Origin of the sequence: Mycoplana azooxidifex (genome assembly GCF_014196765.1) — a bacterium.
GTDB lineage: Bacteria > Pseudomonadota > Alphaproteobacteria > Rhizobiales > Rhizobiaceae > Mycoplana > Mycoplana azooxidifex.
On sequence record NZ_JACIEE010000002.1, the window covers coordinates 279,744 to 292,489 of the forward strand.

The following is a 12,746-nucleotide window of genomic DNA, read 5'->3' on the forward strand; positions in this document are numbered from 1 at the left end:
CCTCCTGTCCAAGGGCAATCCTGCCCGATCAGCATGCTTCTCACGTGGCAAGCGGCGGGGCCTGCACGAAATGACCGATGGCGCGTCCGTCGACGCAAACATCCAGTCCGAGATCTTCAACGCAGCCTGCGATATCCTCGGCGCGTGCGTGTTCGTGTACGACCGCAACGATTGCCTCGTCTTCGCCAGCCGGCAGGTTCAGCAGTTTCTGCCGCTCGATCCGCGGGCCCTGGTCGCCGGCACGCGCCTGCGCGACGTCCTCGGCGCGATCTTCGATGCGGGACTGCGCTACGGCGTCGCTGCCGAGCAGCGGCACAAGGTGAGCCGCGAGGACTGGATCTCCGCGCGCATCTCCGCCCACTGGCGCGAGCAGCACGACACCGTCGAACGGACCGGCAAGGACCGCTGGATCCATTTCCGCAAGCGCCGGCTGCCGAACGGCTACAACATCTCCACCCTCGCCGACGTCACCGAGCAGAGGCGGCAGGAGGACAAGTGGCGCGCCGACATGGAGCGGGCGGCGCTGACCGAGCAGATCCTCGATACGCTGCCGCACCCGCTGACCATCAAGGACCGCAACCTCGCCCACGTTGCCCTCAACAGGGCGTTTCGCGCCGCCCACGGACTGGAAGGCGAGGCGATCCTGGGGCGCACGATCTGGGATCTGGTCGATCCCGAAAATGCGGCGCGGATAGAGGAAAGCGACCGGCAGGTGCTTGCGACCGGCGTGCCGTTCCAGGTGGCCGAGCAGATCGTCAAGGCCGACGGCAGCCTTCTCTACGCGATCACGCGCAAGCACAGGGCCGGCCCGGCGGATCGGCCCGTGCTCGTGACCGTCATGGAGGACATCACCGACATCGTCGAGCCGGCTGCGGGCCGGCTCGCGCTGCGCCAGCACATCCGTTTCCAGAGTGGGCAGAACTGCTTCGATCCGGTGCGGGCGGTGGAGAAGCGGCTGCTCCTGGAACAATGCCGCTCCGACGCGTCGGCGGATCTCGCGGGCAGGCGGATCCTCGTGGTCACGGACAATGCCAGGATCGAGTGGCTGGTGCTGGGCGAGTTGCAGGCACGCGGGGCCGATTGCTGCGCCGTGCGGTCGGAAGCGGAGTTCCGCGCCTTCGTGGACGTCGCCTTCGACTGCGGTGTGTCAATCGAGATGGTGCTGCTCGACGCAACGATGGACGGATACGAGGTGGTGGCGCAGGCGAACCTGCCCGTCCGGATGATCACGCCCGAGGGCATCGGCGCGGATTTCTTCCGCGCACTGGTCGAGCCGCATGTGGCCATGGTGGAGGTGGACGACGCGCATGCGGGTCCGATGGTCGCCGCCTCGCTCTTCGATGACTGGCACATCGCCACCGAACTGGACGCGCTTGCCCCCGCCATGGGCGATATCGAGGTTCTCGTCGCCGAGGATAACCCGGTCAACCAGTTCGTCTTCTCGCAGATCCTCGAGGGTCTCGGCATCTCGCACAGGGTGGCCGAGAATGGTGAGGAGGCGGTCGCGCTGTGGCGCAAGTACATGCCGCGGCTGGTGCTGATGGATATCGCCATGCCGCTGAAGAACGGCATCGACGCGACGATCGAGATCCGCGCGGCGGAGAAGGTGCTGGGCGTCCGCACACCCATCGTCGCAGTTACGGCGCAGGCGCTGAACGTCGACATGCAGAATTGTCTCGATGCCGGGATGGACGACTACATCACCAAGCCGGTCAGCCCGGACATGATCGAGCGCATCTACAGCAAGTTCGTGGCAGCTTCAGAGGGAAGGAGCGCGGCCTGACCGTGGTCTTTGCTGTCAACCCCCGATATCTGGGGATCGCTGACCCTAGATCATGAGTCTGGATGCTATGCCTTTGTTAATTCTCATGCTTCATCCTTCGTCTCTATCATGGCATCGGGAATTGCGTAAATGAAGTCGGGTAAGTATTCGGTGGCGGACGTTTCCCAGAACGATCTGCATGCCATGGCTTATACCGATCCGCTGACGGGGCTCGGCAATACCTATCGCCTGCGCGACAAGGTCCGCCAGCTGGCCGCCGAGCGCGCCGAAGATCCCGCACCCTTCACCGTCGCCATCGCCAATCTCGACGGTTTCAAGCCGATCAACGATCTCTTCGGACCGGAAGCCGGCGACGAGATCCTCTGCCAGGTAGCCTATCGCCTCAAGGCCTGCATCCCGGACGGAGCGACCGTGACGCGCCACGGCGGCGACGAGTTCGCCTTCCTCTTTCCCCTGGTCTTCGAGCGCAATGGCGCCGAGAAGATCGGCCAGATGCTGCGCGAGGTGCTTTCGGCGCCCTTCGACCTCGGTGACCGCAACGTGCGGCTGTCGGCCTCCTTCGGTTTTTCGATCTATCCCTTCGCCGGCGAGGAGTTCGCCGACCTGATGAAGAGCGCCGACACCGCGCTCTATCGTTCCAAGCGGCGCGGGCGCGGGCAGATCACCGTCTATTCGCAGGAGATCGCCCAGGAGATGAAGCGCGCCACGCATCTGGAGCAGGCGCTGCGCAATGCGATCATGGCCAACGAGGTCGACGTGCATTTCCAGCCGATCGTCCGTCTGAAGGACGATCTCGTCGTCGGCTTCGAGGCGCTCGCCCGCTGGTGCGACGCCGATCTAGGCTATGTCTCGCCGGCCGTCTTCGTGCCGCTCGCCGAAGAGCGCGGCTTCATCGATGTGCTTTCGGACGCGCTGCTGCGCAAGGCCGCAGAAGCAGCGCTCTCCTGGCCGAAGGAACTGTTCCTGTCGTTCAACCTCTCCTCCGCCCAGCTTATGGATCCGAAGACGAGCCTGACGACGCTCGCGATCCTCAACCGCGCCGGCCTGGACCCGCGCAGGCTGGAGCTGGAGATCACCGAGACGGCGGTGATGACGGATGCCGCCACCGCCCAGAAGATCGTCGCCGAACTGCGCGCGGCCGGCGTGCGGGTCTCGCTCGACGATTTCGGCACCGGCCAGTCGAGCCTAGGGCGCCTTCGAGACTTCACCTTCGACAAGGTCAAGATCGACCGCGCCTTCGTCTCGCGCATTTCCAACGACCGCGTGTCCGAGCACATCATCAAGGCCATCGTCGCCATGTGCGAGGGGCTCGATCTCGAGGTGGTGGCCGAGGGCATCGAGGACTTCTCCGAGGCGCTGAAGCTGAAGGCGCTCGGCTGCGGCATGGGGCAGGGCTATTTCTACGGCAAGCCCGCAGATGCGGTTACGACGCTGCGGTTCCTCTCCGAGCGCTACATCGGCCTGGAGCCGAAAGCGCTGCTCGCCTGAGCCTGTTTTCTGCACCTAGTTGGTTCGTTAACCATCCAGATTAGCACGGAATAAATGCGCGCGTCCTAAAGTAGTCCCGTCCTAGAAAAACAAAGGGATTTTGGGATGCAGCAGAATATCAAGGATATGCCGGTCAGGGCCTCCGATCGCTCGAAGGTCCGCATTTTCGTCAAAGTGAAGGTCATGCACCAGGAGAGCCTGGCGCGTGTCGTGGACCTGTCGCCGTCCGGCATGGCGCTCGATCTGGAAAAGCCGATCAGGATCGTGCCGGGGCAGATCATCGGCATGGAGAGCGAGGAACTGGGGCGCCTGTCGGGCACGGTGCGCTGGTACAACAACGGCCGCGTCGGCGTCGAGTACAAGCTCAGCACCAATGCGCTGGCGCAGATCTCCTCCTACTTCCGTTTCTTCCACGCGGAAGTCAAACCGGTCATAGGCCGCTGACGGCGGTCGCCGATTCGGCAGAGGGAAGATCTTTCTTCCCTTCGTCCAGCAGCCAGTCGCGCACGCGCCGCGCCTGGCTGTTCAGTTCGCGCGAGCGCGGCCAGACCACGTAGAAGGCCAGTCCCGTTTCCAGCACATGCGTGCCGATCGGAACCAGCGCACCCGACTTTACCTGCTGCGAGATCAGGTGCTGCCAGCCGAGCGCGATGCCTTCACCGGCGAGCACGGCCTGGATCACCAGCACATAGTCGTTGATCGTCAGGCGGCGGGACCGCGCGGGAAGGCGCAATCCGGCGCTCGCAAACCATTCCGTCCAGTCGCAGGCCTGCCGGACCGGCTCTTCCAGGTGGATCAGCGGCAGCCGCAAGAGATCCTCGGGCGTCTGCGGCATGCCGTGCGCCTCGACGAAGGCGGGGCTTGCGACCGCGTTGATGATCTCGGGCGCGAGCAGGGCCGCGTGATAGCGGGGCCAGGCCGCCGGATCGCCGCCGCGGATGCCGAGCGGAATCGGCTCCTCCTCCAGGTCGAGGTCGCGCACGCTCGTCTGGATGCGCAGGTCGATCTCGGGCAGGTCTTCCCGCAGCCTTGCGAGGCGCGGCAGCATCCACATCGAGGTAAAGGCGGTGGAGGCGGCAAGCGTCACGTTCACCTCGCGTCCCTTGGCCCGGATATCCTCCGCCGACTTCTGGATGCGTGCCAGCCCCACCGAAACTTCGGTGTGAAAGCGCTCGCCCGCATCCGTCAGCGCCACGGCGCGGTGGGCGCGGTGGAACAAAAGCACGCCCAGCTGGTCCTCCAGCCCGCGGATCGCATAGGACACGGCAGCCTGCGTCATGCCGAGCTCCTTGGCCGCGCGGGTGAAGTTCAGGTGCCGCCCGGCCGCCTCGAAGACGATCAGGCTTGCAGCGGACGGCAGCAGGCGGCGCAGTGTTTCCATAAGCAGGATTTATACCAGTCCCAAGTTTTTTCCAGCGTTACAGGCGCATTGTTCCGAAATAGCCTCGCCTGAGATTATGGAGGACGACATGGTGGCGACAGCTGTGATGGAGAATGCGACGCGTCGGACGAGAAGCGGGCGGCCGCTGCGCGGCGAGAGGGCCGCAAAGGCCGTGGGCGTGCCCTATATCGTCCGCAATATCCCCACCTACGACATTCTCTCCGAAGAGAACCTGCAGAAGATCGAGCGGACGGCGGACCGCATCTTGGCCGAGGTCGGCATCGAGTTTCGCGACGATCCAGTCGCGGTCGAGCACTGGAAGCGGGCGGGTGCCAAGGTGGAGGGCGTACTGGTACGCTTCGAGCCGGGCATGCTGCGCGAGATCGTCTCCACCGCGCCCGCGGAATTCACCCAGCATGCACGCAATCCCGAACACAACGTCCGGATCGGCGGCAAGAACGTCGTCTTCTCGCCGGCCTATGGTTCCCCCTTCGTGATGGATCTCGACAAGGGCCGACGCTACGGCACGCTCGACGATTTCCAGAATTTCATCAAGCTCGCCCAGTCAAGCCCCTGGCTGCACCATTCCGGCGGCACGATCTGCGAGCCGGTCGACGTGCCGGTGAACAAGCGCCATCTCGACATGGTCTACAGCCACGTCAAATATTCCGACCGCGCCTTCATGGGCTCGATCACCGCCGAGGACCGGGCGGAGGATTCCATCGACATGGCGCGCATCCTCTTCGGCGCGGACTTCGTCGACCAGAACTGCGTCATCCTCGGTAACGTCAACGTCAATTCGCCGCTCGTCTGGGACGGCACGATGACGAAGTCGCTCCGCGCCTATGCCCGCGCCAACCAGGCGGCGGTGATCGTGCCCTTCATCCTCGGCGGCGCCATGGGGCCGGTGACGAATGCCGGCGCCATCGCGCAATCCTTCGCCGAGACGCTGGCCGGCTGCGCGCTGACCCAGCTGGAGCGCAAGGGCGCACCGGTGATCTTCGGCAACTTCCTGTCCTCCATGTCGCTCAGGTCCGGCTCGCCCACCTTCGGCACGCCCGAGCCGGCGATCGGCTCCATGGTGGTCGGCCAGCTCGCCCGCCGGCTGCACCTGCCGCTGCGCTGCGCCGGCAACTTCTCCAATTCCAAGCTGCCGGACGGCCAGGCCATGCAGGAAGGGCTGATGTCGATGATGTCGGCCGTCCACTGCGGCGCCAATTTCATCCTGCATTCGGCGGGCTTCCTCGACGGCCTGCTCGCCATGTCCTACGAGAAGTTTGTGATGGACGCCGACCTTTGCGGCGCGCTGCATTCCTATCTGGCCGGCGTCACCGTCGACGACAACACACTGGCGATGGATGCCTTCCTCCAGGTCGGCCCCGGCAGCCACTTCCTCGGTTGCGACCACACCATGCGCAACTACCAGACGGCCTTCTGGGACTCGGCGCTTTCCGACAACGAACCCTTCGAGAAGTGGAGCGACGAGGGCGGATCCACCGACATCGCCACGCGCGCCAATCGGCAGTGGAAAAAGACGCTGGCCGAATACGAAGCGCCGCCGCTGGACATCGCGGTCGACGAAGCACTCTGCGACTATGTGACCCGCAGGAAGGCGGCGATGGCCGACGCCTGGTACTGACAAGGCCCGCCTCAAGGACATTCCGGAATGACGCATTCGAAAGACCCTCTGCTCCAGCCCTACCAGTTGAAACACCTGACGCTGAAGAACCGCATCATGTCGACCTCGCATGAGCCGGCCTATTCGGAAGACGGAATGCCCAAGGATCGCTACCGCCTCTATCACCTGGAAAAGGCCAAGGGCGGGATCGCGCTGACCATGACGGCGGGCTCCGCCCTCGTCTCGGAGGATTCTCCGCCCGCCTTCGGCAATCTCTACGCCTACTCGGACGAGATCGTCCCCTGGCTGAAGAAGATCGCCGACGACTGTCACGAGCACGGCACCGCCGTGATGATCCAGCTGACCCATCTCGGCCGGCGCACCAGCTGGAACAAGGGCGACTGGCTGCCGGTACTCTCCGCCTCGCCGATCCGCGAGGCCGCACACCGTGCCTTTCCCAAGGAGATCGAGGACTGGGACATCGAACGTATCGTCGGCGACTATGCGGCTGCCGCGGAGCGCATGCAGGCGGCCGGCCTCGACGGTATCGAGATCGAGGCCTACGGCCATCTCCTCGACGGCTTCTGGTCGCCGGCGACCAACCGGCGCGAGGACGAATACGGCGGCTCGCTGGAAAACCGCACGCGCTTTTCCGACATGGTGGTCGACGCGATCCGCAAGTCCGTCGGCCCGGACTTCATCGTCGGCATCCGCATGGTCGCCGACGAGGCCTGGGACATCGGCCTGTCGAACGAGGAGGGCATCGAGATCGCAAGGCGGCTCACCGCCTCCGGCAAGATCGATTTCCTCAACATCATCCGCGGCCATATCGACCACGACGCACACCTGAACGACGTCATCCCGATCCAGGGCATGGCCGCCTCGCCGCATCTCGATTTCGCCGGCGAGGTGCGCGCGGCGACGAAGTTTCCCGTCTTCCACGCCGCCCGCATCGCCGATGTCGCCACCGCACGCCATGCCATCGCCGAGGGCAAGCTCGACATGGTGGGCATGACGCGCGCCCATATCGCCGATCCGCATATCGTGAAGAAGATCGAGGAGGGCAGGGAGGCGCAGATCCGCCCCTGCGTCGGTGCCACCTACTGTCTCGACCGCATCTACGAAGGCGGCGGCGCGCTCTGTATCCACAATGCCGCGACCGGCCGCGAGGCGATGGTGCCGCACGTCATCTCGAAGACCACGGGTGCGATCCGCAAGGCGGTGGTCGTCGGCGCCGGCCCGGCCGGCCTGGAGGCCGCGCGCGTTCTAGCCGAGCGCGGCCATTACGTCGAGGTGCTGGAGGCGACGGGCTCCGCCGGCGGCCAGATCCTGCTTGCCGCCCGCAATCCGCGCCGCAAGGAACTGGTCGGCATCGTCGACTGGCGGCTGTCGGAACTCGAACGCCTGGGCGTGCCGGTGCATTACAACGTCTTCGCAGGTGAGGACGACGTGCTGGAACGCGATCCGGATCTCGTCGTCATCGCCACCGGCGGCATCGGCCAGAACCCGGAACTGGAGGCGGGCGAGGATCTCGTCGTCTCCAGCTGGGACATCATCGCCGGCGCAATCAAGCCGGAAGGACCGGTCCTGCTCTATGACGATGCCGGCACCCATACGGGCATGACGGCGGCGGAACTGATCGCCAATGCCGGCGTCGAGCTGGAGGTGGTCTCGCCCGAGCGCTTCTTCGCCCCCGAGATCGGCGGCATGAACCACGTGCCCTATGCGAAGGCCTTTGCGGAAAAGAACGTGCGCGTGACGATCAACACGCGCCTCAAAGCCGTGCGCCGCGAGGGCAACGGGCTGGTGGCGACGCTGGGCTCGGATTTCTCCGCGACCGCACGCATGGAGAGGCGGGTGGCGCAGGTCGTGGTCGAGCATGGCACCATGGCGATGGCCGACCTCTATTTTGAGTTGAAGCCCAAGTCGCGCAATCTCGGCGCTGTCGACTATAAGGCGCTGATCCGCCGGCAGAACCCGATCGAGACCCGCAACCCCGAGGGCGCTTTCGACCTGATCCGCATCGGCGACGCCGTCCACAGCCGCAACATCCACGCGGGCATCTACGACGCGCTGCGCTACGGCGTGCTGTTCTAAAGCATGTCGCGCAAAAGTGTGCAGCGGTTTTGCGGCAACGACATGCGAAAAAACAAGAGCTGAAAGCGCGTAAGCCGAATCCGAAGGATCGCGACGCGCTTTAGAGGCCCGAAAACACGAAAAGCCCGGCGGCGCTTTCGCGTCGCCGGGCGTTCAAGCTCCGATCCGCCGATTATTCAGCGGGTGCCGTTGCCGGAGCGGGATCGGTGGACGAGGTGGTCGAGGTGTCGACCTGCTCGCGTTCGGCGACCTTCTGCGACAGCGTCTTGAATTCCGGTGCTGCCTGCAGGCTTTCGGCCGTTTCCGTCGTGGTCAGCTTGACCTCGCCGCCGTCCGGGGCCTGGGTGACGGTGATGTTGTTGAACGGTACGGCGACGGCCTTTTCGCCGATGCCGAGGAAGCCGCCGACGCCGATCACCGCTGCGGTGATGCCGCCGTCCTTCTCGAGGATCAGGTCGCTGATCGAGCCGATGCTTTCATCGGCCGAGTTGTAGACCGACTGACCGATATAGGTGTTGGCGCTGATCTGCGTTTCGGCCTGTTCGGTCAGATAGGTATCCGGCGTGGCCGCTGCCGCATCGGTGGCCGGATCGGCTGCCGGCGGGGTCGTCGTCTGGGCCTTGTTCATGTCGTCCATCGGCTGGGTCTGGCTGGCGTCGGGAGCAACATCAGGGGTGGTTGCCGGAGCCTCCATGGACGGGGCCGTCTGCGGCTGGGTGGTGTCCTGCGCAAAGGCTGCGGGAGCAATGGCGGCACCGAGGAAGATGGCACCAGCGGCAACGGAAGTAAGAAGCTTGTTGGTCATGTCGAACCTGCCTTTCTTTGCTTTCGGTCTTGGAGCGGCGGATCCATCGTGGCTGTCCGTCCGCACCGGGCTGATGCTTTGAAAACTCACGCAAGCAGGAATGGTTCCGCAGAAAATTCGACGGCAGGCAGGGCAATTTCACAAGGAAAAACAGCTCCGGACGACAATCCGAAGCTGCAGATGCGGTCAATGTCGGGGCAGATTGGTGTTACAGCCGGAAGGCAGGCTCGAAGCGGCCCCGCACCGTAACACCCAGCTCGAGCGTGCGGCCGGCGTGGATATCCGAGGCCCGGCCCGCCTGGTCCATGCCCTGCCAGGCGGAGGTCACCAGCAGCCGATCGGCCTTGGCGCCGACGAAGGCCGGGCAACTCGGCTGGGTGACCGGGACGGCATGGCGGCGGATCTTGGTGCCGTCCGGCCGGTAGACGTCGATCGTTCCCGCACCCCAGCGCGCGTTCCAGATCAGCCCGTCCGCATCGCACACCGCCCCATCGATATCGCCCGGCGAACCGCTCTCGTCGCTGAGGATTTCCGGCGCCCCGACGGGAAGACCCGTGGCGGGATCGACGGTAACGCGCATGAAATGGTTCACCGCGGAATCGGTGAAATAGGCCACAGCCCCGTCCGGCGAGAAGCAGATACCGTTCGGAATGCTGACGTTGGAATAGAGCTTCGTCACCCTGATGCCGGCGCTGGTGCCGGCGACATGGTAGATGGAGCCTGCGCCCTTTTCCGCCGACCGGCCCATGGTGCCGATCCAGAGCGCGCCGCTCTGGTGGACCCGGCCGTCGTTGGAGCGGCATTCCGGCTTGTCCTCGATCGCGCCCAGGCGCTCCAGCCTGCCGCCTTCGACATGGCGGACGAACAGGCCCTCGTCGGATGCGATGAGCTGCCGGGCGGGGTCGATGACGGCGAAGACGCTGCCCATGACGGGGAGCTCGTGTACCCGCTTGGCCGAAGATCCGAGATGCAGTTCGTGCAGCTTGCGGCCCTTGATGTCGAACCACCAGGCCGTGTCGGTCGCCGGATCGTAGCTCGGGCCCTCGCCAAGTTCGCTGTTGACGTGGCAGAGGATGCTTCCGGCGAAAGGCTGGGTCCCAGTCATCGTCCCAGTCATCGTCCTGCCCCGTAGACGCGGTCATAGGCCTCGACCGTCACGCGTGCCCGTTCGGCGACCTCGGCCGCCGTCATCCCCGGCTTGTAGAGGCTGGAGCCGAGGCCGAAGCTCTTCACGCCGATCTTCGCGTAGTCGCCGAAATTCGCCTCCGAGACGCCGCCGACGGCAGCGATCTCGAGCTCGCTCGGCAGGATCGCCCGGATCGCATGGATGCCGGACGGGCCGAGAACGCTGGCCGGGAAGAACTTCAGGCCCGTGGCGCCGGCGCGCGCGGCCGCAAGCGCTTCGGTCGGGGTGAAGACGCCCGGCATCGTCACCATGCCCTTGGCGGCGGCGAGGGAAATCACGGCCGGCTCGACATTCGGGCTGACCATGAGCCGGCCGCCGACGCCGTCGAGTTGCTCCACCTGCTCGGTGGTCAGGACGGTGCCGGCGCCAATGAGGCAGCCTTCCGGGGCCATCTTGACGGCGATCTCGATCGAGCGGAACGGGTCGGGCGAGTTCAGCGGGATCTCGATGGCGGTGAGGCCTTGCTCGATCAGGGCGCCGACGACGCCCTCCGTCTCCGTGGGCTTCAGGCCCCGCAGGATGGCGATCAGCGGATATTTCATCGTGGGAAAGGGAATGCGGTTCATCGGTTGGCCTTCCATTCGGGCAAAGCAGATATCAGAGGTCCCACAGCGCGCGCGCCGCAACGGCGAGGCCCGATCGCACGGCTGCGTCCGCATCGACGATCGTGGGTGCGGCACCGGCTGCTTCGAGCGCGCTCTCGTACAGTGCGCCGAGCGCGCCGGAGGCAACGAGCGTGACGGAGGCGCCCGGCTCGGCGCCGTCGAGGGCGCCGGCGATCTCAAGCCCGATCAGGATGCCGGAGATGCGCGCCTTCGCGTCGGTTGCCGAAAGTCCGTGCAGGAGCACGCCGGAACGGGCGGTGAAGAGCAGGTTGCTGGCCGCGCCGGGGTTGCGGATGCACTCCGTCACCGCCTGCCGGAACGCTTCGCTCTCGCCGTCGAACGGACCCGCGTCCTGGATCGAATGGCTGAGGATCGTGTGCTTGCCGATCGCGTCGAACAGTTCGCCGGTCATGAAGGTGGAAAAGCGGGTGACGGCGCCGTCGCGGATGTGCACCCACTTGCTGTGCGTGCCGGGCATGCAGACGAGGCCGTTGCCGTCCGAAAGCGCGTCGAGCGCGCCGAGCAGTTGCGTCTCCTCGCCGCGGATGACGTCCGGCCGGGCGGGATCGCGCTGGGCGAGGCCCGGCAGGATGCGGATGTCGGACACGGCGTCGGGAACGCGCACGGCTGCGGCAGGGATCGCCGACAACGCCGCGGGCACGTCGAGATAGCCCGCCTCGACCCAGCCTTGCCGGGCGCCGGCCATGCCGCAGACGATGACGGGCAGGGTCTCCGGGGCCGAGACGGCCTGGCGGTGGCCCGCAAGCACGCTGGCAAAGCCGACCTTGGCAGCCGTGGTCATGCCCTCGCCACTGCGGCGCTCGGCCAGCACGCTGCCGTCGCTGCCGATCAGCCAGAGCCGGAAGCTGGAGGTGCCCCAGTCGACGGCGACATAGGCTGGCTTGGTCATCAGAAAACTCCCCCGTCGATGATCATGGATTGTGCGGTCATGCCGCGGGACGCGTCCGAGGCGAGATAAAGACAGGGCCCCACCATGTCCGCCGGCGTCAGCGACCGCTTCAGGCACTGCTGGTCCTGCATGGCGGCGATGGCATCCTCGTCGAGCCACAGCCGCAGTTGGCGCTCGGTCACCACCATGCCGGGAAGGATCGCGTTGACGCGGATGTTGTCCGGCCCGAGCTTGCCGGCAAGCGATTTGGTCAGGCCGATGACGCCGGCCTTGGCAGTGGCGTAGGCAGGCACGTCGCCCATGTTGAGCATGAAGGCGATCGACGAGAAATTGATGATCGAGCCGCCGCCGGCCTCCCGCATCGACTGCGCCACCGCCTGCGCGGCGAAGAATTGATGGCGCAGGTTGACCGCCTGGCTCTCGTCCCAGCCCTCCGGCGAAAGCTCGTCAAGCGCGTGCCGGTCGTCGCGGGCCGCGTTGTTCACCAGCACGCGCACCGGGCCGATCCTCGCGGTGGCGAGCGCGATCGCCGCACGCAGGTCCTCGATGTCGCGGATATCCGCCTTCACGAATACAGGCCGATGCGCCACGCCCTCCGAAAGACGGGCGACGAGGGCGTTGCTGTCGTCCTCGGCGATATCGATGAAGGCGACGCGCGATCCTTGGTGGACGAAGGCCTCGACCAGCGCGGCGCCGATGCCGGAGCCGCCTCCGGATATGAAGACGCCGCGGTCGCGAAGGTCGGGATAGGACGCGACGCTCACGGACATGTCACTCTCCTGCCTGGTTTCGATAGGGCGGTTGGGAAAATTAGTTCCACTATCTGGAACTTACTTTTAATATGTGGAATTATGACCGGCAGGGGGAACTTGT

11 protein-coding genes are annotated in these 12,746 nt (G+C 65.6%); 5 read left to right on the forward strand and 6 right to left on the reverse strand.

Annotated features, from left to right (window positions below; genetic code table 11):
• Positions 1-70: 70 nt before the first annotated feature.
• From GGQ64_RS04755 to GGQ64_RS04765, 3 genes are all read left to right on the forward strand, one after another.
• On the forward strand, positions 71-1,783 hold the full coding sequence (locus GGQ64_RS04755; protein WP_183799869.1) for a response regulator: 1,713 nt from the start codon (positions 71-73) through the stop codon (positions 1,781-1,783).
• 129 nt (positions 1,784-1,912) lie between these two features.
• The gene (locus tag GGQ64_RS04760) at positions 1,913-3,271 is read left to right on the forward strand and encodes a putative bifunctional diguanylate cyclase/phosphodiesterase (protein ID WP_183799873.1); all 1,359 of its coding nucleotides are present in this window, start codon (positions 1,913-1,915) and stop codon (positions 3,269-3,271) included.
• 105 nt (positions 3,272-3,376) lie between these two features.
• Positions 3,377-3,715 (forward strand): PilZ domain-containing protein, encoded by a 339-nt coding sequence (locus GGQ64_RS04765; protein ID WP_183799876.1) that lies wholly within the window; start codon positions 3,377-3,379, stop codon positions 3,713-3,715.
• Here GGQ64_RS04765 and GGQ64_RS04770 read toward each other — a convergent pair.
• Positions 3,702-4,652, reverse strand: a complete 951-nt coding sequence (locus GGQ64_RS04770) for a LysR substrate-binding domain-containing protein (protein WP_183799879.1) — start codon at positions 4,650-4,652, stop codon at positions 3,702-3,704. The genes GGQ64_RS04765 and GGQ64_RS04770 overlap by 14 nt on opposite strands.
• A gap of 88 nt (positions 4,653-4,740) precedes the next feature.
• On the opposite strand from GGQ64_RS04770, the gene GGQ64_RS04775 reads away from it, so the two are divergent.
• Together GGQ64_RS04775 and GGQ64_RS04780 are read left to right on the forward strand one after the other, a co-directional pair.
• Complete coding sequence (locus tag GGQ64_RS04775; protein WP_183799881.1) at positions 4,741-6,291, forward strand: trimethylamine methyltransferase family protein; 1,551 nt, start codon at positions 4,741-4,743, stop codon at positions 6,289-6,291.
• Positions 6,292-6,318: 27 nt separating this feature from the next.
• Positions 6,319-8,367, forward strand: a complete 2,049-nt coding sequence (locus GGQ64_RS04780; protein ID WP_183799884.1) for an NADH:flavin oxidoreductase — start codon at positions 6,319-6,321, stop codon at positions 8,365-8,367.
• Positions 8,368-8,539: 172 nt separating this feature from the next.
• On the opposite strand, the gene GGQ64_RS04785 is transcribed toward GGQ64_RS04780, so the two are convergent.
• The 5 genes from GGQ64_RS04785 to GGQ64_RS04805 form a co-directional block, all read right to left on the reverse strand.
• Positions 8,540-9,172 (reverse strand): PRC-barrel domain-containing protein, encoded by a 633-nt coding sequence (locus GGQ64_RS04785; protein WP_183799887.1) that lies wholly within the window; start codon positions 9,170-9,172, stop codon positions 8,540-8,542.
• A gap of 208 nt (positions 9,173-9,380) precedes the next feature.
• On the reverse strand, positions 9,381-10,277 hold the full coding sequence (locus tag GGQ64_RS04790; RefSeq protein WP_183799891.1) for an SMP-30/gluconolactonase/LRE family protein: 897 nt from the start codon (positions 10,275-10,277) through the stop codon (positions 9,381-9,383).
• A gap of 8 nt (positions 10,278-10,285) precedes the next feature.
• Positions 10,286-10,924, reverse strand: a complete 639-nt coding sequence (locus GGQ64_RS04795; RefSeq protein WP_183799894.1) for a 2-dehydro-3-deoxy-6-phosphogalactonate aldolase — start codon at positions 10,922-10,924, stop codon at positions 10,286-10,288.
• Positions 10,925-10,955: 31 nt separating this feature from the next.
• Positions 10,956-11,873: a 2-dehydro-3-deoxygalactonokinase gene (locus tag GGQ64_RS04800; RefSeq protein ID WP_183799897.1), complete on the reverse strand. Its 918-nt coding sequence runs from the start codon at positions 11,871-11,873 to the stop codon at positions 10,956-10,958.
• On the reverse strand, positions 11,873-12,643 hold the full coding sequence (locus tag GGQ64_RS04805; RefSeq protein ID WP_183799900.1) for an SDR family NAD(P)-dependent oxidoreductase: 771 nt from the start codon (positions 12,641-12,643) through the stop codon (positions 11,873-11,875). The genes GGQ64_RS04800 and GGQ64_RS04805 overlap by 1 nt, the downstream gene beginning before the upstream one ends.
• Between the last annotated feature and the right edge of the window lie 103 nt (positions 12,644-12,746).

Excerpts from the sequence above, each read along its gene's own strand:
- GGQ64_RS04755 (WP_183799869.1), top strand. The coding sequence starts at position 71 with ATGACCGATGGCGCGTCCGTCGACGCAAACATCCAGTCCGAGATCTTC.
- GGQ64_RS04760 (WP_183799873.1), top strand. The coding sequence starts at position 1,913 with ATGAAGTCGGGTAAGTATTCGGTGGCGGACGTTTCCCAGAACGATCTG.
- GGQ64_RS04765 (WP_183799876.1), top strand. The coding sequence starts at position 3,377 with ATGCAGCAGAATATCAAGGATATGCCGGTCAGGGCCTCCGATCGCTCG.
- GGQ64_RS04770 (WP_183799879.1), bottom strand. The coding sequence starts at position 4,652 with ATGGAAACACTGCGCCGCCTGCTGCCGTCCGCTGCAAGCCTGATCGTC.
- GGQ64_RS04775 (WP_183799881.1), top strand. The coding sequence starts at position 4,741 with ATGGTGGCGACAGCTGTGATGGAGAATGCGACGCGTCGGACGAGAAGC.
- GGQ64_RS04780 (WP_183799884.1), top strand. The coding sequence starts at position 6,319 with ATGACGCATTCGAAAGACCCTCTGCTCCAGCCCTACCAGTTGAAACAC.
- GGQ64_RS04785 (WP_183799887.1), bottom strand. The coding sequence starts at position 9,172 with ATGACCAACAAGCTTCTTACTTCCGTTGCCGCTGGTGCCATCTTCCTC.
- GGQ64_RS04790 (WP_183799891.1), bottom strand. The coding sequence starts at position 10,277 with ATGACTGGGACCCAGCCTTTCGCCGGAAGCATCCTCTGCCACGTCAAC.
- GGQ64_RS04795 (WP_183799894.1), bottom strand. The coding sequence starts at position 10,924 with ATGAACCGCATTCCCTTTCCCACGATGAAATATCCGCTGATCGCCATC.
- GGQ64_RS04800 (WP_183799897.1), bottom strand. The coding sequence starts at position 11,873 with ATGACCAAGCCAGCCTATGTCGCCGTCGACTGGGGCACCTCCAGCTTC.
- GGQ64_RS04805 (WP_183799900.1), bottom strand. The coding sequence starts at position 12,643 with ATGTCCGTGAGCGTCGCGTCCTATCCCGACCTTCGCGACCGCGGCGTC.